The sequence below is a fragment of the Paludibacterium purpuratum genome (assembly GCF_004363805.1).
Classification (GTDB): Bacteria; Pseudomonadota; Gammaproteobacteria; order Burkholderiales; family Chromobacteriaceae; genus Paludibacterium; species Paludibacterium purpuratum.
Genome location: NZ_SNZP01000006.1, coordinates 45,785 through 68,791, shown reverse-complemented (window position 1 = coordinate 68,791; position 23,007 = coordinate 45,785). Strand labels below are relative to the sequence as shown.

22 protein-coding genes are annotated in these 23,007 nt (G+C 61.5%); 18 read left to right on the top strand and 4 right to left on the bottom strand.

The window, feature by feature from the left end:
* Positions 1-3: 3 nt before the first annotated feature.
* The gene (locus DFP86_RS08495; protein WP_166642198.1) at positions 4-1,917 is read right to left on the bottom strand and encodes a KUP/HAK/KT family potassium transporter; all 1,914 of its coding nucleotides are present in this window, start codon (positions 1,915-1,917) and stop codon (positions 4-6) included.
* Positions 1,918-2,207: 290 nt separating this feature from the next.
* Between DFP86_RS08495 and flgB the strand changes: the two genes are divergently transcribed.
* The 11 genes from flgB (at position 2,208) to flgL (ending at position 12,320) form a co-directional block, all read left to right on the top strand.
* Positions 2,208-2,618 carry a flagellar basal body rod protein FlgB gene (gene flgB, locus DFP86_RS08485; protein ID WP_133680140.1) on the top strand — a complete coding sequence of 137 codons (411 nt, stop codon included), beginning with the start codon at positions 2,208-2,210 and terminating at the stop codon, positions 2,616-2,618.
* Between the two features lie 5 nt (positions 2,619-2,623).
* The gene (gene flgC, locus DFP86_RS08480) at positions 2,624-3,034 is read left to right on the top strand and encodes a flagellar basal body rod protein FlgC (protein WP_133680138.1); all 411 of its coding nucleotides are present in this window, start codon (positions 2,624-2,626) and stop codon (positions 3,032-3,034) included.
* An 18-nt stretch (positions 3,035-3,052) separates the two neighbouring features.
* Positions 3,053-3,793, top strand: coding sequence for a flagellar hook assembly protein FlgD (locus tag DFP86_RS08475; protein WP_133680136.1), 741 nt, complete (start codon positions 3,053-3,055; stop codon positions 3,791-3,793).
* 33 nt (positions 3,794-3,826) lie between these two features.
* On the top strand, positions 3,827-5,080 hold the full coding sequence (gene flgE / locus DFP86_RS08470) for a flagellar hook protein FlgE (RefSeq protein WP_133680134.1): 1,254 nt from the start codon (positions 3,827-3,829) through the stop codon (positions 5,078-5,080).
* Between the two features lie 25 nt (positions 5,081-5,105).
* Positions 5,106-5,846 (top strand): flagellar basal body rod protein FlgF, encoded by a 741-nt coding sequence (locus DFP86_RS08465; protein ID WP_133680132.1) that lies wholly within the window; start codon positions 5,106-5,108, stop codon positions 5,844-5,846.
* A gap of 27 nt (positions 5,847-5,873) precedes the next feature.
* Positions 5,874-6,656, top strand: a complete 783-nt coding sequence (gene flgG, locus DFP86_RS08460; RefSeq protein WP_133680130.1) for a flagellar basal-body rod protein FlgG — start codon at positions 5,874-5,876, stop codon at positions 6,654-6,656.
* 22 nt (positions 6,657-6,678) lie between these two features.
* Positions 6,679-7,362, top strand: a complete 684-nt coding sequence (locus DFP86_RS08455) for a flagellar basal body L-ring protein FlgH (protein ID WP_133680128.1) — start codon at positions 6,679-6,681, stop codon at positions 7,360-7,362.
* Between the two features lie 16 nt (positions 7,363-7,378).
* Positions 7,379-8,473: a flagellar basal body P-ring protein FlgI gene (locus DFP86_RS08450; RefSeq protein WP_133680126.1), complete on the top strand. Its 1,095-nt coding sequence runs from the start codon at positions 7,379-7,381 to the stop codon at positions 8,471-8,473.
* Positions 8,474-8,560: 87 nt separating this feature from the next.
* On the top strand, positions 8,561-9,523 hold the full coding sequence (gene flgJ / locus DFP86_RS08445) for a flagellar assembly peptidoglycan hydrolase FlgJ (RefSeq protein ID WP_133680124.1): 963 nt from the start codon (positions 8,561-8,563) through the stop codon (positions 9,521-9,523).
* Positions 9,524-9,582: 59 nt separating this feature from the next.
* On the top strand, positions 9,583-11,388 hold the full coding sequence (gene flgK, locus DFP86_RS08440; RefSeq protein ID WP_133680122.1) for a flagellar hook-associated protein FlgK: 1,806 nt from the start codon (positions 9,583-9,585) through the stop codon (positions 11,386-11,388).
* A 20-nt stretch (positions 11,389-11,408) separates the two neighbouring features.
* A complete protein-coding gene (gene flgL, locus DFP86_RS08435) occupies positions 11,409-12,320 on the top strand; it encodes a flagellar hook-associated protein FlgL (RefSeq protein WP_133680120.1) in 912 nt (303 codons plus the stop codon).
* A 34-nt stretch (positions 12,321-12,354) separates the two neighbouring features.
* Here the strand turns inward: flgL and DFP86_RS08430 are convergent, their stop codons facing one another.
* Together DFP86_RS08430 and DFP86_RS08425 are read right to left on the bottom strand one after the other, a co-directional pair.
* The gene (locus DFP86_RS08430; protein WP_133680118.1) at positions 12,355-13,140 is read right to left on the bottom strand and encodes an enoyl-CoA hydratase-related protein; all 786 of its coding nucleotides are present in this window, start codon (positions 13,138-13,140) and stop codon (positions 12,355-12,357) included.
* A 20-nt stretch (positions 13,141-13,160) separates the two neighbouring features.
* The gene (locus tag DFP86_RS08425; RefSeq protein WP_133680116.1) at positions 13,161-13,949 is read right to left on the bottom strand and encodes an alpha/beta fold hydrolase; all 789 of its coding nucleotides are present in this window, start codon (positions 13,947-13,949) and stop codon (positions 13,161-13,163) included.
* A gap of 192 nt (positions 13,950-14,141) precedes the next feature.
* Between DFP86_RS08425 and DFP86_RS08420 the strand changes: the two genes are divergently transcribed.
* The gene (locus DFP86_RS08420; protein ID WP_243729343.1) at positions 14,142-15,950 is read left to right on the top strand and encodes a GGDEF domain-containing protein; all 1,809 of its coding nucleotides are present in this window, start codon (positions 14,142-14,144) and stop codon (positions 15,948-15,950) included.
* 11 nt (positions 15,951-15,961) lie between these two features.
* On the opposite strand, the gene DFP86_RS08415 is transcribed toward DFP86_RS08420, so the two are convergent.
* Complete coding sequence (locus DFP86_RS08415) at positions 15,962-17,341, bottom strand: MFS transporter (protein WP_133680114.1); 1,380 nt, start codon at positions 17,339-17,341, stop codon at positions 15,962-15,964.
* Positions 17,342-17,503: 162 nt separating this feature from the next.
* Between DFP86_RS08415 and DFP86_RS08410 the strand changes: the two genes are divergently transcribed.
* The 6 genes from DFP86_RS08410 to DFP86_RS08385 all read left to right on the top strand — a co-directional run bounded on the left by DFP86_RS08410 (position 17,504) and on the right by DFP86_RS08385 (position 22,955).
* A complete protein-coding gene (locus tag DFP86_RS08410) occupies positions 17,504-18,793 on the top strand; it encodes an NAD(P)/FAD-dependent oxidoreductase (protein ID WP_133680112.1) in 1,290 nt (429 codons plus the stop codon).
* Between the two features lie 99 nt (positions 18,794-18,892).
* Entirely contained in the window at positions 18,893-19,423 is a 531-nt protein-coding gene (locus DFP86_RS08405; RefSeq protein ID WP_166642197.1) for a FixH family protein, read from the top strand.
* A gap of 110 nt (positions 19,424-19,533) precedes the next feature.
* Complete coding sequence (locus DFP86_RS08400) at positions 19,534-20,157, top strand: paraquat-inducible protein A (RefSeq protein ID WP_133680108.1); 624 nt, start codon at positions 19,534-19,536, stop codon at positions 20,155-20,157.
* A complete protein-coding gene (locus DFP86_RS08395; protein WP_243729342.1) occupies positions 20,130-20,771 on the top strand; it encodes a paraquat-inducible protein A in 642 nt (213 codons plus the stop codon). Before DFP86_RS08400 ends, DFP86_RS08395 begins: the two co-directional genes overlap by 28 nt.
* Positions 20,764-22,392 carry a PqiB family protein gene (locus DFP86_RS08390; protein WP_133680106.1) on the top strand — a complete coding sequence of 543 codons (1,629 nt, stop codon included), beginning with the start codon at positions 20,764-20,766 and terminating at the stop codon, positions 22,390-22,392. The genes DFP86_RS08395 and DFP86_RS08390 overlap by 8 nt, the downstream gene beginning before the upstream one ends.
* A complete protein-coding gene (locus tag DFP86_RS08385) occupies positions 22,389-22,955 on the top strand; it encodes a PqiC family protein (RefSeq protein WP_133680104.1) in 567 nt (188 codons plus the stop codon). Before DFP86_RS08390 ends, DFP86_RS08385 begins: the two co-directional genes overlap by 4 nt.
* Positions 22,956-23,007 lie beyond the last annotated feature (52 nt).

Sequence of the window (23,007 nt, the reverse complement as noted above, 5' to 3'; positions counted from 1 at the left end):
GGGCTAACGGACGTGTACCGGCATGATCTCGGCCGACAATTGCACGTAGACGCCCATGCCATAGTAGTAATAAGTGGGTTGCGATACGGTGCGCAAGAACTGGAATAGCCGCAACCGCAGCCGCTTGACGCCGCCCATGGCGCGCGAGGGGAACAGGTTTTCGTGCGCGACGTGCACGATCCAGCGCCGGCGGTCGGTCGGCAGGGCGATTTCTTTTAGCTGGGCCATTTCCTCCAACAAGTTCTCCACGTTGGGTTCTTCCATGAAGCCGAAGCTGACATTCACGCTCAGGATACTGCCGCGGCCGGGCGTTTGCTCGAAGACCGTGATCTTGTAGCGATTGCCGTGCACATAGGGCGTTTTCTGATGATTGACGGTGACGAAAATCAGATTGCGCGGTAGGACGCCATAGCGATTCCAGATCAACTGCAGCAGTGCCGGCGTATGGTCGTGTGGTTTATGCGGTGCGCGCGGAATCATCAAGATGGCGTTGCGCTCGACGAAGTGTTCGCTGCCGCGATGTAGTTCGATCAGCTCGGTGATGTTCATGGTTTGCTTGCGCGTGTAGGCGGCCGAGGTGGCCTGACGTCCCCATTGCCAAGTGGCCATGATGACGAAGACCACCAGGCCGATACTGACCGGCACGTAACCGCCCTCCAGGAATTTGAGCGAACTGGCGGCCAGGAAAGTGCCGTTGAACGCGGTCAGCGGCCACCAAACCAGCGCTGCGCGGCGTGCCGACCACTGCCAGTGCTCGCGCGCCACCGGGTACATCGCCAGCGAGGTGATGACCATCACGCCGGACACCGCCAAGCCGTAGGCGGCGGCCAGATGGTTGCTCGAACCGAAAGAAACGGCCAGGACGATGCAGCCGAGATAGAGCGACCAGTTGATGAAGCCGATGTAGGTCTGCCCCGTGTGCTCCGCATGGGTGTGCACGATGTGCAGACGGGGAAACAAGCCGAGTCGCACGGCTTGGGTCATGAGCGAGAACGCACCCGAGATCAGCGATTGCGAGGCGATGATGGTGGCGAGGGTGGCCAATATCACCATCGGGTAGAGCGCGGCGCGCGGCACCATGCCGTAGAACAGGTTGTTGCCGGCGACGACCGGGTGCGTCAGTTGGAATGCCCCTTGACCGAGGTAGTTGCATATCAGCGACGGGAAAACCAGCACGAACCAGCCAAGCCGGATCGGCCGCGCGCCGAAGTGTCCCAGGTCGGCGTACATCGCCTCGCCGCCGGTGACGCACAACATGACGGCCCCGAGCGTCAACAGGTCGCCGTACAGATTGCCCCCGATCAGAAACCGTATTGCCCAGATGGGGTTGAACGCCTGCAGTATTTGTGGCGCGGCCAGGATCTGGCGTAGGCCGAAAAAGGCGATGGCCAGAAACCAGATAATCAGTACGGGGCCGAAAATTCTGCCGACGCTGCTGGTGCCGCGCGCCTGTAAGGCAAATAGCGCGGTCAGCAGCAGCACCGCGATCGGCAGGATGAACGGCGCGGTGCTGGGTGTGGCGACCGAGAGGCCCTCCACGGCCGAGAGCACGCTGATGGCCGGGGTGATGATGCCGTCGCCGAACAACAGACCCGCGCCCATGATCAGCGACAACAGCAATGCGCGGCTATTGTGTTTGCGCGTTTCGCCCGACATGAGGGCGTAGAGCGCGAACAGCCCGCCCTCGCCATCGTTGTCGGCGCGCAGTACCAGTAGTGCGTACTTGATCGCCACAATGACGATCAGCGACCAGATGACGAGCGATATGCCGCCAAGCACGGTGGCGTGATCCGGCGTTAGTCGGGCCGGGCCGTGAAAGATTTGGTTGAGCGCGTACAGCGGCGAGGTGCCGATGTCCCCGTAGACAATGCCGATGGCGCCCAGTGTCGTCATGGCGAGTTTGCGATGCGATGACACAGAATGGTCCCCGTCCTGTTGCCTTGGGCCGAATGGCGGCAGCGGCGTTTATGGTTCTGTTTGGATGATAGCCGCGTTTTATTCGGTTGCGCTATGCGCTCGACGGGTTTTTTGTGGCGGCACCGACGGCGGAGGAAAAAGCAAAGCGGGCGGCAAAACTTGCCGCCCGCTTTGCCGTTTGTCGATTGTCGGATGAGGTATCTTTGGGTTTTTATTTGAAAACAGTATGTTATTGGGTATTTATTTGCTGGCACGGTATGTGCTTATTGTTGGGGACTCAGGAGGGAAGCATGCTCGACAAACTCGCCAACGATTTCAAGTTCGACCAGCGCGCATTGAATCTGCGGGCTTATCGCACTGAGGTGCTGGCCGGCAATATGGCCAACGCCGAAACGCCTTATTACAAGGCGGTCGATTTCGATTTCGCGTCGGCGATGAAGTCGCAGATGAGTGGTAATGGTAGCGGCAAGGAGCTGGCGCTGATGGCGACCAATCCTCGGCATTTCAGTACCAATCCGGGCGATGGCAACGGCGCGGTGCCGCTGCAATACCGGGGTGCGGTACAGCCGAGCGTCGACGGCAACACCGTCGATATGGATCTGGAGCGTGGCGCCTTTATGGATAACGCCTTGCAGTACCAATCGACGCTGACCTTTCTGAATCATCGTATTTCGCTGCTGAATTCGGCCTTGAAGGATTGATCGCCATGTCACTGTCCAATGTGTTCTCTATCTCCGGCTCGGCGCTGACGGCGCAATCGATGCGTCTGTCGGTGGTGGCGAGCAACATCGCCAATGCAGAGAGCGCCACCAGCTCGACCGGTCAGCCTTATCGCGGTCGGCACGTGGTGTTTACCGCCATTCCGGTTACGGCTACGGATCCGAAAGTCGCCGGGGTGCGCGTGACTTCGGTGGTGGAAGATCAAAGCCCGCCGATTCTGAAATACGATCCGGCCAATCCGCTGGCGGATGCCCGCGGTTACGTCAATATGCCCAACGTCAATCCGGTGGAAGAGATGGCCGACATGATCTCGGCTTCGCGCTCTTATCAGACCAACGTTGAAGTGATGAACACCGCCAAGACCCTGATGCAGAAGACCCTGCAGCTTGGCCAGTGATTCTGAAAGGAAGCCATCATGACTGTCCCGTCCACCAATCAAAACAATAACTCCAACCCGTACGCGGTTCTGAACGGCAATACCGGTTCGTCCGGTTCGTCCGGCTCTTCCTCTAGCGGCAGCACGGTCGATCCGACCAGTGCTCAGGCTATCCAGGATCGCTTCTTGAAGTTGCTGACGACCCAGCTGCAGGCGCAGGACCCGATGAATCCGATGCAGAACAGCGAGATCACCAGCCAGATGGCGCAAATCAGCCAGGTGACCAGCATGTCGAATCTCAATACCACCATGCAGTCGATGCTGCAGTCGCAGATGGCGTCGCAGTCGTTGATCGCTTCGACCACGGTCGGGCATTCGGCGCTGGTGGCCGGCAATACCATGGGCTGGGATGGCAATACCACCGGCAACAAAACCATGGGCGCGGTGTCGCTGGCCGGTTCGGCGCAGCAACTGACCGTCGCGGTGCAGGATGCCAACGGCAATACGGTGCGGACGATCGATGTGAAGAACCCGCAAGCCGGTATGAATAGCTTTGCCTGGGACGGCAAGGATGCGCAAGGCAATATTCTGCCGGCCGGTAATTACTCCTTCGTCGCCACGGCAAGCAATCCCGGCACCACCGCAGCGCAGAGCGTCAAGGCGACGGCCTACAACTACAAAACCATCGCCGCGGTCAGCTTCACCAGCGGCGGCGCGCCGCAACTGGTGCTCAACGACGGCAAGACAGTGCAGATGTCCGACGTGGCGCAGATTTCCTGATTGAGATGACGGTATAGAGATCGGAGTAACAACATGGGTTTCCAACAAGGTCTGAGCGGTCTGAATGCCGCCTCCAAGCAGCTGGACGTGATTGGCAACAACATCGCCAACGCCAGCACGGTGGGTTTCAAGGGCTCGCGCGCCGAGTTCGGCGACATGTACGCCAACAGCTTCTACGGCGTTTCCGCCACCCAGGCCGGTATCGGCGTGCAAACGCTGGATGTGGCGCAGCAGATGACCCAGGGCAACATCACCACCACCAACAACAACCTGGATATCGCCATCAACAACAATGGCTTCTTCATGGTCAAGACCGGGGCTTCGACCAGCGGTACCAGCACCGGTACGCTGGAGTACACCCGTAACGGCGAGTTCCAGGTGGACAACCAGGGTTATATCGTCAACGGCGCCGATCGCCTGCAGGGCTGGGTGGCGAACAATGGCACGGTGACTCAGGGGGCGACCGGCGACTTGCAACTGCAGACCGCGCTGATCGCGCCGAACAAGACCACCAAGATCGCCATGGGGGTCAACCTCGATTCGCGCAGCACGCCGCCGGCCGTGGCATTCAATCCGACCGTACCGGCCTCGTACAACTGGTCGAACTCGACCGCGGTCTACGACAGCCTGGGCAATGCGCACAATCTGACCATCTACTACGTCAAGGGTACGCCGACCGCCGCCGGCACCCCCTGGACCGCCTATACCTACGTGGACGGTTCGGCGACCGCCACGCCGTCTTATAGCATCGGCTTCAATACCTCCGGTGCGCTCGATGCCGCGACCACCGCGGCTCAGCCGTTAGCGGTTTCTTTTACGCCGGCGTCGCCGACCGGTTCCGCTTCGCCGATCGCGTTCACGCTCAATTACACCGGGTCGACCCAATACGGTCAGACCGCGGGCACGACCTCGCTGACCAACGACGGTTATGCGGCGGGTACCGTGGCGTCGATCAACATCGACAGCACCGGCATCATGCAGGCGACTTATACCAACGGCCAGACCAAGACCATCGGCCAGATCGCGCTGGCGAACTTCACCAACCAGCAGGGCTTGCAGCCGCTGGGTAACAACCGCTGGCAGCAGACGTTCTCGTCCGGCCCGGCGCAGGTGAACGCACCGGGTTCCGGCACCGCCGGCACGCTGCGCGATTCCGCACTGGAGGCGTCGAACGTCGACTTGACCACCGAACTGGTCAACTTGATTACCGCGCAGCGCTACTACCAGGCCAATGCGCAGACCATCAAGGCCGAAGACACGATCCAGCAGACCCTGGTGAACCTGTAAGACTGCGATAGGAAAGCCCTGACCCATGGACCGGATGCTGTTTTTGGCGATGAATGGCGCGAAGCATGTCGAATGGCAGCAAGCGACCACCTCGAACAACCTCGCCAACGTCAACACCAACGGCTTCAAGGCCGAACAGGTTTCGTTCCGCGCGTTGCCGGTGATCGGCGACGGCGCGCCGACGCGAACCTACGTGGTCGACAATACCGTCGGCACCGACATGACGCAGGGCGCCTTGCAGCAAACCGGCAACCAGAACGACTTCGCGCTGGGTACGCCGGGCTTTTTCGCGGTACAGGCGCCGGACGGCACCGAGGCCTATTCCCGGGCGGGCGGCTATGTGATCGACAACGCCGGCACGCTGCGTACCCGCAGCGGCCTGCCGATTCTGGGCGATGGCGGCCCGATCGTGGCGCCGGCGGCGAGCAAGGTTCAGATCATGACCGACGGCTCGGTGGTGGCGATCCCGTTGGGCGAAAGCAATCCGACGCCGCAGACGCTGGGCCAGATCAAGCTGGTCAATCCCGGCGAGCGCACGATGTACAAGGGCGAGGACGGACTGTTCCGCATGAACGACGGCTCGACGCCGCAGGCCGACCAGAACGTCAAAGTCGTTGTCGGCTCGCTGGAGGCCAGTAATGTCAACGCGGTCGACAGCCTGGTGCAGATGATTTCGCACGGCCGCATGTTTGAAATGAATGTCAAGCTGATGACGACTGCCGAGCAGAACGATCAGCAGGCGACCCAGCTGCTCTCGATGAGCTAAACCGGATAAGAATAAGGAACCGACGCTATGATGCGCTCGCTGTATATCGCCAAAACCGGCATGGATGCCAGCCAATTCAAGCTGGACGTGATCTCCAACAACCTGGCCAACGTCAATACCGTCGGTTTCAAGCGTTCGGTGGCCGAGTTCGAGGATCTGTACTATCAGACGCTACGTCAGCCGGGTGCGCAGTTGCCGAACGGTTCGAACACGCCGACCGGTTTGTTGGTCGGTACCGGTGCCGCCGCGGTGTCGACTTCGCGCGACCACACCCAGGGGACGCTGACCAGCTCGACCAACTCCTATAGCCTGGCGATTTCCGGCGACGGTTTCTTCGATATCACCATGCCGGACGGCTCGACCGCCTATACCCGAAACGGCGAATTCCGCCGAGACAATAACGGCAATATGGTAACGCCGCAGGGGTATCAACTTAACCCGAATATCAATATTCCGGCCACGGCGACCAGTATCACAGTGTCGTTATCCGGGGTGGTGCAATATTACGTGACCGGCAGTACCACGCCGCAGACCGCCGGCCAGATTCAGACCAGTACCTTCATCAATCCACAAGGCTTGCAAAGCCTGGGCGAGAATCTCTATTCGCAGACCGCGGCCTCCGGCGATCCGCAGACCGGGAACCCCGGCACCGACGACCGTGGCCAGATCAAACAGGCTTTCCTGGAGGCCTCCAACGTCAACGTGACGCAGGAACTGGTCGACATGATTACCGCGCAGCGGTCGTTCGAAATGAATTCCAAGGCGATTACCACTTCCGATCAGATGCTGCAGCGTCTGACGCAGATGTAATAGCGACCCTAACGGAGGGGAGATGAAAATCAGTCGTTTAGGGGCTTTGTGCTTGTCGGTGTTGTTGGCTGGCTGTGCTTTTCAGGATCCGCCGCTGGTGCAGGGTCCGATGACCGCCCGGCCGCAGCCGCAGCCGCAACTGCAGGCCAATAACGGTGCGATTTTCCAAACCGGCAACTATCGCGCGTTGTTGGAAGACAATCGCCCGAGCCTGGTCGGCGATACGCTGACGGTCAACATCCAGGAGCAGACGACCACCTCGGCCACCGAGCAGGTGACCGAAAGCCGCGCCTCGACGCTGACCGAATCGGTCACCGGCGGGGTCAATCTGCCGTTTCTGCCGTCAGGCGCCGCATCCGGGCTCGCCGGTACCAACCTGAGTACCGCCGGCGGCGCCACGCAAAGCGGCAAGGGCAGCAATGCCTTGGCCACGTCGTTCGTCAGTTCGATCTCGGTGACGGTGATCGACGTGCTGGCCAACGGCAACCTGGTGATCAGCGGCGAGAAGCAGGTGCGCATCAACGGCGACGTCGAATCGATCCGCTTGTCGGGCGTGATCAATCCGCGCGACATCGATGCCACGCGCTCGATTTCCTCGCTCAAAGTGGCCGACGCTCGTCTTGAACAGGAAACCAAGGGCACCAACCGTCTGTATAATGAGCCGGGTTGGCTGACCAAAATTTTCCTGTCCATTCTGCCGTTCTGATTTTTGGCGACGCGCTATGAAAAAACTGATCTGTCTATTGTTGGGCTTGTTGCTGTCGGCGCCGGTGTTGGCCGACCGGCTAAAGGATTTGGCGAATATCGCCGGCGTGCGTCCCAACCAATTGACCGGTTACGGTTTGGTGGTCGGCCTGGATGGCACCGGCGATAAAAACACCTCGTCGCCGTTCATGGGCCAGTCGCTGACCAATATGTTGTCCCAATTGGGCGTGAATGTGCCGACCGGCACCAAGGTCGATCCGAAAAACGCGGCGGCGGTGGTCGTGACGGCCACGCTGCCGCCTTTTGCGCGCGCAGGTCAGGTGATCGATGTGACCGTGTCGTCGATCGGCGATTCGAAGAGCCTGCGCGGCGGTACGCTGATCATGGCGCCGCTCAAGGGGGCGGATGGCCAGATCTATGCCATGGCGCAAGGTAACGTGGTCATCGGCGGCGCCGGCGCGTCGTCCGGCGGCAGTAGCGTCGTGGTCAACCAACTGAGCTCCGGTCGAATTCCGGATGGTGCCACCGTCGAGCGCGAGATTCCGACCGCGCTGGGTTCTGGCGATTTCATCCGGCTGGAACTGGTCAATGGCGACTTCACCACGGCCGAACGCGTGGTGCAGGCGATCAACCGTAATTTCGGTTCGGACACCGCACGCGCGATGGACGGCCGGACGATCCAGGTGCGCGCCCCGTTCGATGCCAACGATCGGGTGCAATTTCTGGCTCGCATGGAAAATCTTGCCGTCGACCCGGCAGAAGTTTCCCCTCTGGTGATCATCAATGCCCGCACCGGTTCGATTGTCATGAACCAGGGCGTGCGCTTGACGCCCTGCGCGGTGTCGCACGGCAATCTTTCGGTGACCGTCAGCAATACGCCGCAGGTCAGTCAGCCCAACCCGCTTGCCCAGGGGCGTACCACGGTCACCAATCAGGCCAATATCAACGTCAAGACTGATAACGGCAAGGTGTTCAACGTGCCCGGCAGCGCCAATCTCGGCCAGGTTGTGAATGCGCTCAACGCGCTGGGCGCCACGCCGCAGGATCTGATCTCCATTTTGCAGGCGATGAAGGCGGCTGGCTCGCTCAAGGCCGATTTGCAGATCATTTGAGCGGCGCAGCTTTTAACGGCAAACGGCCCGTTTCGGGCCGTTTCATTTTCTGGCATGCAACTTGCTATAACTCCGGTGGGAGGATGCATGGGCATTTCGAACTTATCTGACAACACGATGGCGCAGACGCTGGCGGCGGATCCGCAGGCGCTGTCCAACATCTCGGCCAAGATCGGCAAGGATCCGAAGGCGGCCGTGCATGAAGTGGCGCAGCAGTTCGAGGCCATGTTCCTGGACAACCTGCTCAAGGGCATGCGCGAAACGCATTTCAGCGACGATGACCAGAGCAACGAGATGCAAACGTTCCGCGGGTTGTTGGATCAGCAGATGGTGCAGTCGATGACTTCGGGCCAGGGGCTGGGGTTGACCAAGGTGTTGGAGCAGCAGATCGGCCGCTTGGCGCACCTGGACGACGATGGCCAGGGCGTACAGCCGACGTCGCAGGTCGTGGGTGGCACGCCGCTGCCCGCTCGTGCGCTGGCAGCCTATCGGGCGGCATTGGCGCAAGTGCAGTCGGCACAGCAAGCGGCGACCAAGCCGGCGGCGACAGGCGCCGTCGACACGAGTTCGCCGAGTGCCGTTGGCGCCAGCGGCTTTGCGCGCGCCTTGCTGCCGCAGGCATCGACAGCGGCCGCCCGGCTGGGCGTGGCGCCCGAACTCTTGGTGGCGCACGCGGCGCTGGAGAGCGGTTGGGGCAAGCGCAGTATCAAGAATGCCGACGGCAGCGATAGCCACAATCTGTTCGGCATCAAGGCCGGTAGCGATTGGCGCGGTGCGACGACCAATATTGTGACGACGGAATATGTGAATGGTGTGGCGCAGAAAAAGGTCGATACCTTCCGCGCTTACGGTTCGTACGGCGAAGCTTTTTCCGATTACGCCAATGTGCTGAGTACGTCGCCTCGTTACCGCAACGTGCTTAACCAGGGGCGGAACATCCAGGGCTATGCCCAGGGATTGCAGAATGGCGGTTACGCCACCGACCCGCGTTATGCGCACAAATTGGTGGATGTCATGTCGTCTTTGGCGCAGTACATGACGCAGGCCTAAACGCTCGCCGCGACTCAAGCTCGGGCGAATCGGGTCGATAAGATTCTTGGAGGATTACCATGGCGGATATTTTCAGCATTGGCGTGACAGGGTTGAATGCCGCGAACGTGGCGCTCGCCACCGTGAGCCATAACATCTCGAATGCCAACACCACGGGCTATACGCGCCAGACGGTGCAGCAGTCCGCGCTGGTGCCGCAGAATCTCGGCTCCAATTTCGTCGGCATGGGCGTATCCGTCGATTCGATTACCCGCCAGTACAATAAGTATTTGAGCGACCAAGTGTTGACGGCGCAGTCGAGCAGCAGCTACTACTCGGCCCAGCTCACCCAGCTCAACCAGATCGACAACATCATGGCCAATACCTCCGCCGGCCTGAGCCCCAGTCTGCAGAACTACTTCACTAGTCTGCAGACCTTGTCGCAGAATCCGGCGTCGGTGCCGAGCCGCCAGAACGTGCTGGCCAGCGCCCAGGCGCTGGTGTCGCAATTCCAGTCGATCGACAGCCGTCTGACTCAGATCCAACAGGGCACCAACACCCAGATCGTTTCGGCGGTGGGGCAGATCAACACCTTGGCCGGCACCATCGCCAACCTGAACAAGCAAATCTCCGGCCTCGCGCCGGCCGGGGCCTCCAACCAGCCGAACGATTTGCTCGACAAGCGCGATCAGGCGATGAGCGACCTGAATAAGCTGGTCGGTGCGACCTATGTGCAGGAATCGAACGGCGCCTACGATGTTTTCATCGGCAACGGCCAGACGCTGGTGCAGGGCTTTAACACCCTGCCGCTGTCGACCCAGCCCAATGCCACCAATCCGGCCAACGTCGATATCACACAGCCGAATCCAAACGGCACGGTGACGGTCATGCCGGATTTCCTGTTCTCCGGCGGCTCGCTCGGCGGTTTGCTCAACTTCCGCGACAATACGCTGCTGCAAACGAAGCAGACGCTCGGCAACATCGCCATCGACTTCACCACCTCGATGAACTATCAGTCGAAGCTGGGTCTGGATTTGAACGGCAACGCCGGCACCAATATGTTCACCGACCTGAGCGGCTATGCCGGCCATCCCGAGAATGCCATCGCCAACCTGCAGTTGCTGACGGGCGACCCGCGCTTGATTGCCGCGGCGTCGGACATGAAACCCGGTACCATGACCTACACCGCGGGGGCCAGCGCGGGCTCGAATACCGGTATCGGCGTGACCAGCGTGTCGCCGACCTTGCCGGCCTCCTACGGCTGGACGGCGGCGACCCCTGCCGGCGCGCCGCAAGCCAGCACCCACCCGTCGCTGAACTTCACCAATATCCAGGTCAGCTCGAATGCGGGCGGGACGATCACCGCAGTGCTGACCAATGGCGCGGCGACCACCAACTACAACGTGGTGGTCGATCCGACCCGGCAGAACGGTTACAAGCTGCAGACGCTGGCCGGGGCCGATGCGGGCATCGCCTTCACCTTGTCGGCCCAGATGCCGAACAGCGCCACGTTCACCATTACGCCGAACACCGCGGCGACCATGGGCACCGGCGACAACAGCAACTTGTACCAGATGCAGAACCTGCAGACCAAGGCGGTGGTCGACCCGAACCGAAACGGCACCACCACCGGGCTGCAGTCGTTCCAGGACGCCTACGCCTCGGCGACCAGTATCGTCGGCAACAATACCAATACCGCCAAGTCGGCGGGGGCTGCGGCGGACACCAGTCTGCAGCAGACCACGGTGGCCAAATCGAATTTTTCCGGCGTCAATCTCGACCAGGAAGCGGCGGATCTGATCCGCTACCAACAAGCCTATCAGGCGTCGAGCAAGGTGATCAGCGTTGCGCAAACGCTGTTCCAGCAAATCCTGCAGATGAGCTGACGGATAGAAGGATATGAATCATGCAGATCAGTAGCTATTCCAAGTACGCCACCGGCACTTTCGATATCGATAACCTGCAGCAGTCCATCCAGAGTCTGCAGGAGCAGCTCGATACGCAGCAGCGGGTCAACAAGCCGTCCGACGACCCGGTTGCCGCCACGCAGATTCTGCAGATCAGCCAGTCGAGCGGACGCAATACCCAATTCGTCAGCAATAGCCAGAACGTCAAGTCGCAGCTTGGGTTGGTCGACACCGCACTGGGCAACACCGCCAATCTGCTTGCCAGCATGAAGTCGCTGGTGGTGCAGGCCGGCAACGGCACGCTGTCGGCGCCGCAGTTGCAGATGATGCAGCAGCAGGTGAACCAGGATCTGAACGAGTTGCTCAATTACGGCAACGCCACCGATGGCCGTGGCGACTATCTGATGGGCGGCAACAAGATCAACAATGTGCCGTTTTCCTTCAACGGGACGCAATACGTCTACAACGGCGACTCGGGGCAACGTCAGGTGCAGATCACCGATACCCGCTCGCTGCCGGTATCGCTAGACGGCTCGCAGGCGTTCGGCAATGCGGCCGACCCCGCCGCCTTGCTCAACGCGGTGCAGACGTTCAGTACGCTGTTGGGGCAGAACCCGAAACCCGCCACTTACCAGACCCAGCTCAACGCGGTCATGTCGAGCCTGGACAACGCTCAGCAGCAGATTCTGACGACTCAGGCTTCGGTCGGGGCCGCCGAGCAAGAGAACAACAACACCTTGAGCTCCAATCAGGGCTTGAGCGTGCAGTACCAGGATGCCATCGGTAATCTGCAGAGTCTCGACCTGCCCAAGGCGATCAGCGACTTCACCATGGCGCAGACCTCGTTGCAGTACAGCCAACTGACCTATACCAAGGTGACGCAGCTGTCGCTGTTCAACTACATCCAATAAGGTGCGACGCCTCTGGCGTTGCACCCCGCATTGGTTACCGAACCCAGTCTGGCGCCCGGTGCTCGATGAACGCGAGCACGCCTTCCCGTCCTTCCGCGCTGGTGCGAATCCGCAGCGAATTTTCCACCATGTGCGCCATCAGCGTTTCGTCGATCCGCCGGTGTTCGAGCTCGCCAATCAGGCGCTTGGTCTCGCGCATCGCCTGCGGGCCGTTGAGCAGTAGTTGGCGCGTCAGTTGTTCGATGCTGCTATCGAGTAGCGTGGCGCCGACATCTTGATGCAGTAGGCCCAGGCGCTTCGCCTTGCCGGCATTGAAACGCTCGCTGCCGATCATGTAGCGGCGTGCGGCGCGCTCGCCGATCGCACGGACGATGTAGGGCATGGCCACGCCGATGGTGACGCCCTGGCGGACCTCGGAGAAGCCGAACAGCGCATCGGTGACGCCGATGGCGAAATCGCAGCAGGCGATCAGGCCGATGCCGAAGCCGAAGGCGGCGCCCTGGACTCGGGCGATGGTCGGTTTGTCGTAGCGGTCGAGGGTGTCGAGTAGCTGAGCGTACTCTTGCACGATTGCGCGCATATCGCTTTCGTCCGCTTCGGCCAAACGGCGCATGGCGGCAATGTCGTGCCCGGCGGAAAAACTGATACCGCTGCCCGTCAGAATCACCACGCGAATTTCGTCATCTTCCGCCAGCGTCTGCAGATGAGCGGTCAGCAGATTTGCGCAGTCGTGATCGATGGCGTTATGGCACTCCGGCCGGTTTAGCGTGAGAGTGGCGACGCCACGCGGGTCGACGCTCAGCAAAATGGATTGGCTCATGGTCTCGTTGTTTTCTCTTGTTAGGGTGGGCAAAAGCCGGTAATGGCGCGGCAAAATGCCTCGGGCGCCTCCAGATGCAGAACATGGCCCGCGCCGGAGAGTAGCGCGAGCGTCGAGCCGGTGATGCGCTCATGCAGCAGTTCCGCTTGGTAGCGCGGTGTCAGACGATCCTCGGTGCCGACGATGATATGGGTCGGTACTTGCAAAGTATCCAGCCAAGTGCGGGCATCGTGCTGTTTGACGCCCGCCAGCAAGCGAACGACGCTCGGCCAGTCGGCGAGCGCCGCGATGCGCTTGAGCTCCGGCAGTATGGCGGCCTGCGACGCCAGGAAATGGCTGGAGAACAGCCAGGGGATGCTGATTTGGTAGCCGAGATCGAAGCCGCCGGCATCATGCGCCGCGATCCAGCTGTCGCACATGGCGGCGTTGACGGAATCCGACCAGGCCAGTGTGGATGCCAACAGTAGTTTCTCGATGCGCGAGGGGTAGCGACGGGCAAAGTGCTGCGCCACCATGCCTCCATAAGACAAGCCAACTAGATAGCAAGTTTCAATACTTAGCTCGTCCATGACGGCCAATGCGATTTCAGCTTGATCGGCCAGCGAGTAAATCGTTTCGGGCGGTTTGCCGCTTTCTCCCTGACCGAGAAAATCCAGGCGCAGCAGGCGGTAATGGGCTTCCAGCACCGGCAACATGAAGGTCCATGCCACGGTGGACATGGTGATGCCGTTGAATAAAACCAGCGTCTTGTCGCCGCGGCCACTCCACTCGTAATAAATCGAACTGTTATTCACCTGGATGCGCGGCATCGTACCTCCCTGGCCAATGGATTGGTTGCCATTCCGTCTTGGTGAAGGATAACTATAGCCACTGCAAATGTCATTTTTCTTGCTGTGTGCCGCATCTGTACAACAAAGGGGCGGTAGCGATCAAGACATGTAACTGTAGTGTCATCTTGTGGGCATAAAGTCTGATCCCAGTCTCTTTATGGCCAGGTCTTGATGGATATGTCATTAACCGGGGAAGGGAACACGACGCTAGAATTGAGCGTCAACTGCGACGAGCTCGACGGCATCATTCGAGAGCGGCGCTTGTTTCCTGTTTATCAACCGATTGTCGATTTGCACAGCGGTGTGACACTGGGGTACGAGGGGCTGATTCGCGGCCCGGCGCAAAGTCCCCTGCATCTGCCGACCCCTCTGTTTCAGCAAGCGGCGCAGTGCGGCCGCGCGGTACAGCTCGACCATTGCTGTCGCCGCGTCACCATGGAACGTTTTGCCGAGTTGGCGCTGCCGGCGCGGCTGTTTCTCAACGTCAATCCCGAGTCGCTGCTGTCGCCGGAACATCGCCCCGGCCATACCCTGAATTACCTGAAGCAGATAGGCCTCGAGCCTGAGCGCATCGTCATCGAACTGACCGAAACCTTGCCGTTCGCCAGCTATAGGGCATTGCGCGAGGCGGTCGATTACTACCGTCGCAATGGCTTTCATATTGCGCTGGACGACCTGGGCGAGGGTTACTCCAACTTGCGGCTCTGGTCGGAGCTGCGTCCGGATTTCGTCAAGCTGGACAAGCATTTTGTGCAGAACATCCAGCGCGATCCGTTCAAGGAGCAGTTCGTGCGATCGATGGTCGACATGGCACGCCAAGCCGGCACATTGTTGATCGCCGAGGGGATCGAATCGGCCGCCGAGTTGCGTTTACTCCGCAACCTGGGCGTCAAATACGGCCAGGGTTATCTGATCGCCCGGCCGGCGCGCGAGCCGAGTACGCAGATGCAGCACTCGATCGGCGGTATCGTCTGGAGCGGCGAGCGTCAGCGCGCCAGCAGCCGCCAGATCGTGGCGCGCGATCTGCTGGTCGAGGTGGCGCCGCTCAACAGCGTCGACATCAACGAAACCGCCTACCGCATTTTCGCCGAAGATCAGGACTGTTTCGCCATTCCGGTCCTGGAGCAGGGCCGGCCGATCGGGCTATTGCGGCGCCATCATTTCCTGGAAAGCTTCGCCCGACCGTTCAATCGCGAGCTCTACGGCAAGAAAAGCTGCGCGGTGATGATGGAGAAGCATCCGCTGATCGCTGCCGCCGATACCGATATCACCACCTTGTCCTCGCTGGTGCTGGCTGCCGGCAAGGACTATCTGGCCGATGGCTTCATCTTGACCGAGGAGGGCAGCTATCTCGGCATGGGCACCTGCTACGATCTGATGCGTAAGATCACCGAATTGCAGATCAGCGCCGCGCGCTATGCCAATCCGCTCACCGGGCTGCCGGGCAATGTGCCGATCAACGAGGCGATCGACCGTCTGATCGAGTCCGGCCAGCCGTTTGTGGTGGCCTATGCCGACCTGGATTACTTCAAGCCCTTCAACGATTTGTACGGTTATGCCGCAGGCGACGAGTTGATCGAGCTGGTGGCCAATATTCTGAGCGAGGAAGTCGATGAATCGGTCGACTTCGTCGGGCATGTAGGCGGCGACGACTTCGTCGCGCTGATGCAGTGCGCGGACTGGGAGCCGCGCTTGAAAAAAGTCTTGTCTGCCTTCGATCAGGCCGTACCGTACTATTTTTCCCCCGAGCATCTTGGCGAGCAGGGCTTCCGCTTGGCGGATCGCCGCGGCGAGATGACTTTCTTTCCGCTGACTTCGCTGTCGGTCGGGGTGCTCAAGGTCCAACCAGGACAATATCGCAGCCATGTGGAAATCGCCGCCGCCGCCGCCGAGGCCAAGAAAATGGCCAAGAAGCAAAGCGGCAGCAGTTTGTTCGTCGAACGGCGCTCGCCGGGAATGGCGATCGACCGAATCGACTGATCGAGGCGGGGCTAGGCCTGCTCCGGCTGCGCGGTCAGGGTTTGCCCGGCTTGTGCCGGCAGTTGCCGGGTCGGCAGCACCGAGAGGATGGAGAACAGGCCGATGAGGGCGAACGCCGGCCAGAAGTCGTCGCTGTGTAGGCCGGTATGGCCCTGCAGTCGACGGCTGGCCTCCACCGCCAGGCCGGCGATGGTGACGCCCAGGCCGAGCGACAGCTGTTGCACGACGCTGGCCAGGCTTGTGACCTTGCTGATGTCCTGATCGGTGATGTCGGCGTAGATGATGGTGTTCAAGCAGGTGAACTGCAGCGAGGGGAACAGGCCGCCGAACAAAACCACCGCCATCATCAGCCACAGCGGCGTCGTCGGGCCGAATAGGCCGTAGCCGGCCAGCACCAAACCGCACAGACAGGCGTTGACCAGCATGACCCGGCGGTAACCGAAGCGCTGTAGCAGTGGCGCGGCGATGGTCTTCATGGTGATGGCCCCGATGGCGGAGGCGCAGGTGACCAGGCCGGCGACGAAGGCGCTATGCCCCATGCCGACCTGCAGCGACAGCGGGAGCAGGAACGGCGTGGCACCCAGCCCGAGCCGAAAGAACGAACCGCCGAGCACGCTGGCGCGCAAGGTGGGGAGACGCAGCAGATTCAGATCGAGCAAGGGCTGATCCGTGTTGGCCGCGTGGCGCCAGTAGGCGTAGAGCAACACCGCGCCGAGTAGGCACAGCAGCCAGATCCATGCCGCGGGTAACAGGCCGCTGCCGACCAGGGCGAGGCCCAGCATCGCCATCGCGCTGCCGATCCCCGATAGCAGAAAGCCCGGCCAGTCGAGCGGCGGGCAGTGGTCGTCGCGCCAGTGTTGCAGGTAGCGGCTCGATAGCCACAGACCGACGGCGCTGATCGGTACGTTGATCAAAAAAATCCAGCGCCAATCGAAGTAGGTGGTGATGAAACCGCCGATCGGCGGTCCGATCACCGGGCCGAGCAGCGCCGGAATGGTCAGATAGCCGATGGCGCGGATCAGCTCGGACTTCGGAATGGTGCGGAAAATCACGATGCGCCCCACCGGCACCATCATGGCGCCACCGATACCCTGCACGAAGCGCGCCAGGACGAACCCCGCCAACGATTGCGAAAGTGCACAGCCGAGCGAACCGGCCATGAACACCACGATGGCCGCGCTGAAGACACGTCGCGCGCCGAACCGGTCGGCCATCCAGCCGCTGGCCGGAATGAAAATCCCCAGCCCGGCGACATAGGCGGTCAGCGCTAGTTTCAGGATGACCGGGCTATAGCCGAGTTCATGGGCAATGGCGGGCAGGGAGGTGGTAATAACGGTGGCGTCCATGTTTTCCATCAACATGGCGCAAGCGACGATCAGTGGGACAAGCATGGGTGACAGAATTTTCTGACGGCAGACCGTCAGTTTGAGCCTGTGACGGCACTTTGGCAAATCGGTCGCTGGCGGCGCGATGAATTTCTCATGCTATTGTCAAAAATATTAAGCATGCGCTAATCTTTTTAGACACATCACCGCGCCATCCGAAAGGCCTTTATGCTCCAGTGCGCCCGCCAGCCTCATGTTGCGTCCTACTATGCCGCCACGGCGACCCCCAGACAGCCGCGACCGGCGCTGGATGGCGATGCCCATTTCGACGTCTGCGTGGTCGGCGGTGGGTTGGCCGGGTTGTCGACCGCGTTGAATCTGGCCGAGTGCGGTTTCAAGGTGGGATTGTTGGAGGCTTCGAGCATCGGCTTCGCGGCTTCGGGCCGTAACGGCGGGCAGGTGATCAGCGGTTTTGCCTGCGACATGGATACCTTGCGGCGCGAGGCGGGCGACGAATATGCCCGCGCTTTCTGGGATATGTCGGTCGAGGCGGTAGAGATCGTCGACGAGCGGGTACGCCGCCATGCCATCGAATGCGACTGGACGCGCGGTTATTGCACGGTGGCCGTCAAACCGCGCCATCTGCGCGACCTGGCCGCCTGGCAGCAGGAAGCCCAGTCGCGTTACGGCTACGGCCACTATCAATTATGGGATCGCGCACGTTTGAGCGACGAGGTGGCCAGCGAACGTTACCAGGGTGGGCTGTACGATCCGCTCGCCGGCCACCTGCATCCGCTGAATTACACGCTGGGCCTGGCCCGAGCCGCGGAAGAGGCCGGTGTAACGATTTTCGAGAATACGCCGGTATTGTCGATCGAGCGCGAACCGTCGCCACGGGCGGTCACGGCCAGCGGTACGGTCGCCTGTCAGTCGCTGGTATTGGCTTGCAATGTGTTCGTCGGCCAATTGGCGCCGGAACTTGCCGCGCGCATCATGCCGGTCGGCACTTATGTGATCGCCACGGAATCGCTGGGCCAAACGCGCGCACGCGGGTTGATCGCCAACAACTTGGCGCTATGCGACAGCAATTTCGTGCTGGACTACTATCGCCTGTCGGCCGACCACCGCATGCTGTTCGGCGGTAAAGTCAGCTATACCGGTCGCGAGCCGCGTCGACTGGCGCAAGCGATGCGGCTCGACATGTTGCGCGTGTTCCCGCAATTGGCCGACGCGCGCGTCGAGTATGCCTGGGGCGGCTTTGTCGACATCACCATGAACCGGGCGCCGGACTTCGGCCGCTTGGACAAGTCGATCTACTATCTGCAGGGTTTTTCCGGTCACGGCGTCAACATCACCGGCATCGCCGGCAAGATGTTGGCCGAGGCGATCGCCCAGGAAAGCTCACGCTTCGAGTTGTTTTCACGGCTGCGCCATCACCCTTTCCCGGGTGGGCAGTCGTTGCGCACACCGCTTCTAGCGTTGGGCATGCTGTATTACCGACTGATGGATTATCTCTGATAGGCGGTATCCAGGCCATTCTATACTTGGTGATATAGTCTTTCATGCCGTGGTGATATGACGGATAATCGGACGCAGATTGTTGCAGGCGGAGAAAACATGAAAACCAATTCCTCATCTCGACAAATGGCGCCCTGGTACCGGCAACGCTGGCCATGGCTACTGATTTCGATTCCCTTGGCCTCGGTATGCGTTGGCAGCTATTTCGCCTACATCGCTGCCCATGGCGCCGATCCGATGGTGCAGGAGCAGTACTATGCTGCCGGTCAGTCGATCAATACCGTGATCACTGCCGGCCGCCAGGCCGAGCAGATGGGGCTCGCCGGTCAGTTGACCATCCAGGGCGGCCAAGTGACGCTGACCCTGTCGCAGCGCGGCGCCGAGCCGCTGCCGCCGGCGTTGTCGCTACAGTTGTCGCACCCGACCATCGTCAGCCTGGATCAGCGTGTCAACCTGGTGGCCGGTACACCCGGGCATTACAGCGGCGTACTGACGCCCAGCAGCGCGACCCGCTGGGATGTGACCCTGAGCGCGCCGGACAAACGTTGGAGCCTGTCCGGCGAGTGGAATCGAGACGAGGGCAGCCAGGCGACGTTAACCCCGACGGATGTGCGCGAAGCGCAAAACTGACCGGCAGGGGTAGGGTGGGGTCGCCGAAGGCAACCCGCCTGGCGCGGTTGGTGCGTTGCTTCGCGAACGCACCCTACGGCTGCTCCTACAAGCTATTGAGCGGGGGGGGCATGAACGACAGGGCATCGACGACGGTGGTGGTTTGTCACGATTGCGATCTGGTGCAGCGCTGCGATCGGTTGGCCATCGGGCAGCGCGCCCAGTGTGTGCGCTGTGGCGCCATGCTGCATCGCGGGGCTGGCATGGGGCTGCAGGCGCGTTGCGCGCTGGTGCTGGCCGGCTTGCTGGTGTTTTGCCTGGCCAACGGATTCCCCTTGGTCTCCATGAGCGCGCAAGGCTCTCGTACCGCAACCACCTTGTTCGGCGCCGCGCTGGCGTTATGGCGTCAAGACATGCAGCCGGTGGCGGTGCTGGTGGTCGGCACGGCCATGTTGATTCCGTTGTTGGAACTCCTGGTGCTCGGCTATCTGATGTTTCCCTTGCTGTGGGATCGGGTTCCGCTCGGTTTCGACCGCATCTTGCGCCTGCTGCACTATCTGCAGCCCTGGGGCATGGCTGAAGTGTTCCTGATGGGGGTGCTGGTGGCGCTGGTGAAGCTGGCCCACTTGGCCGACATCGTGATCGGCGCCGGTCTGTGGGCGTTTGGCGCGTTGATTCTGCTGCTGGCGCTCAACGCCAGCCAATTCGATTCCCGGGAGCTTTGGGCGTGCTACCGCACACTGAAAACCGATTAGCGGGTGCGACGCTGCATCTACTGTCTTGCCCGGTCTGCGGCCAGACGGTGCGATATACCTCGGCCGAGGCGCTGGCTTGCCCATGCTGCGGCACACATCTCTTTGCGCGCAAGCACGCTAGTTTGAGTCGAGCCTGGGCTTGGCTCATTGCCGCCGTGCTGTGCTACATCCCGGCCAATGTCTTACCGATCATGGAAACCCGCACGCTGTTCGGCCGTCAGGACGACACCATCCTCAGCGGGGTGGTGTATTTGTGGGGCGCCGGATCGTGGCCGTTGGCGGTGGTGGTGTTCGTCGCCAGCATCCTGGTGCCGCTGCTGAAGATCCTGAGTTTGAGCTTCTTACTTCTGTCGGTTCATTTTCATTGGCGCTGGGCGCCGCTGCAGCGCACCCGGCTGTATCGTCTACTGGAAACCATCGGGCCGTGGTCGATGCTCGATATTTACGTGGTGGCGCTGCTGGTCGCCCTGGTGCAGTTGCGCGGTTTGGCGACCATTCAGGCAGGCCCCGGGGCGCTGGCTTTTGCGGCTGTGGTGGTGCTGACCATGCTGGCTGCCCACGCTTTCGATCCCAGGTTGATCTGGGATTCCGTCAAGGAAACCGTTCATGACTGAGCCCGATCCCTCGTCGCACGATACGCTGCCTGCGGCCAAGGTGTTGCCGCAACGACGTCTGAATCCCTCGCTGGTGTGGCTGGTGCCATTGCTGACGGCGCTGATCGGCGGCTGGCTGGTTGTGACGACGGTCTTGTCGCGCGGGCCGACGATCACCATCGCTTTTTCCTCCGGCCAGGGGCTTGAGGCCGGCAAGACCCGCATCAAGTACAAGGACGTGGATATCGGCGAAGTGACGGCGGTGACCTTGAGTCCGGATCGTCGCCATATCCTGGTTCGCGCCAGGTTGGTTCGCGACGCCATCCCCTACTTGGTGGCCGATAGCCGTTTCTGGGTGGTGAGGCCACGCATCAGCGGCGGTACGGTGTCGGGGTTGGATACCTTGTTATCCGGTTCCTACATCGCCATGGATGTCGGTCGTGCGAGCCAGACCAGCGATACCTTTACCGCGCTCGACGAGGCGCCCATTGTCAGTGGCGACCGCCCGGGGCGTCAGTTCACCTTGCTCGCCGAGGACCTGGGGTCGCTCGAGGTCGGCTCGCCGGTGCTGTATCGACGGGTGCCGGTGGGGCAGGTGGTCGGTTATCGCTTGTCCGCGGATGGACAGAGTGTGGCCGTCGCCGTGTTCGTCAATCAGCCCTATGACCGTTACGTCACCGCCACGAGCCGCTTCTGGCACGCCAGTGGCATCGATGTCAGCGTCGACGCGGCCGGCGTGAAGTTGGCCACGCAATCGTTGGTCGCGGTGGCGCTCGGCGGCGTGGCGTTCGATACGCCGGATAGCGACGAGCATCAGCCAGAGGCATCGCCGGAGCAAAACTTTGTGCTGGCGCGCGACCATGACCAGGCAATGCGGCGTGTCGAGACCGACGTCAAGCGGATGCAGGTGCGTTTCGCCGATTCGGTGCGCGGCCTGGCGATCGGTGCGCCGGTGGATTTCCGGGGTATCGTCATCGGCGAGGTGTCCGGCATCACCCTCGATCCCGCCACGGTCATCGGCCATCCGCAAATGCGGGTGAGTCTACAGATCTATCCGGGACGCTTGGTGGCGGCGGTCGGCGGCCGGTCGACCGCGATCCGGTTGAGCGACGAGCAGGTGGCGCGTGCCGTCGCCAAGGGGCTGCGAGCCCAGTTGCGCACGTCGAGTTTGTTGACGGGGCAATTGTATGTGGCGCTCGACTACTTCCCGGCAGCGGCCCCCGCCGCGCTTGGCCGCGCCGGCAGCGTGACCGTGCTGCCCAGTGTGCCCGGCGATATGGGCGAGCTGCAGCAGAGCCTGACGCGTATTGCGCATAGCATCGATCGCATGCAGTTGGATGTGCTATCGGCCGATGCGCGGCGCACGCTCGGCACGCTCAATACCACCCTTTCCCATGCCGACGGTCTGATGGGCGATGTGCGTAGCCAGGATCTACCGCAACTGCTCAGTACTTTGCAGTCCCTGCAGCAGACCTTGGATAGCGCGCGTCAGTCGCTACGCCCGGATGCGCCGCTACAGCAGGACCTGCGCGATGCCGCGCGCGAAGTGACTTCGGCGGCGCAGAGCGTGCGCAATTTGTCCGATACGCTACAGCGCCATCCCGAAGCGCTGATTCGCGGTAAACCAGGAGATGCGCCATGAACGCCTTGCGCTTGGGGGTGTGTTGTCTGCTGTTGGCGGCTTGCGCTTCGCCGACGGTGCGTTACTACCGGCTGCAGACAGCCGTCGCAGAGCCGGCAGCGAGCACGGAGGCCGGGCCGACTTTGCAAGTGGGGCCGGTATCGTTGCCCGCCTGGTTGAATCGGCCGCAGCTCGTGCGCACCGAGCCATCGGGGCGGGTGTTGCTGATGGCGCGCGCCGAATGGGCCGCACCGCTGCCGCAGCTGCTGGCCGGGGCGCTGGCGAAAGGGATCGGCGCGTATCTAGGTTGGCGTCAGGTGCGTGCCTGGCCATCCACCTCGCCCTATGCCGCCGACTGGCTGGTGACGCTGGATGTTCATGCGCTGTCGGCCGATGCCAAGCAACTGCGGCTCGATGCCGATTGGCGCGTATTGAGCAACGGCCAGCTACTGGGTCGCGGGGCCTTGGCGTTGGACGAGCCGCTGACCGGAACGGATGCCGACGCGCTGGTGGCGGCGCACAACCGGGCTTTGGACAAGTTGGCCGCGGCCATGGCCGCTTCGTTACGCGCGATTCCTCGTTAATGCAGTTTTGTTCCCGGCGCCAATCTCTTACAATACGGCTTGTTTAATTAGC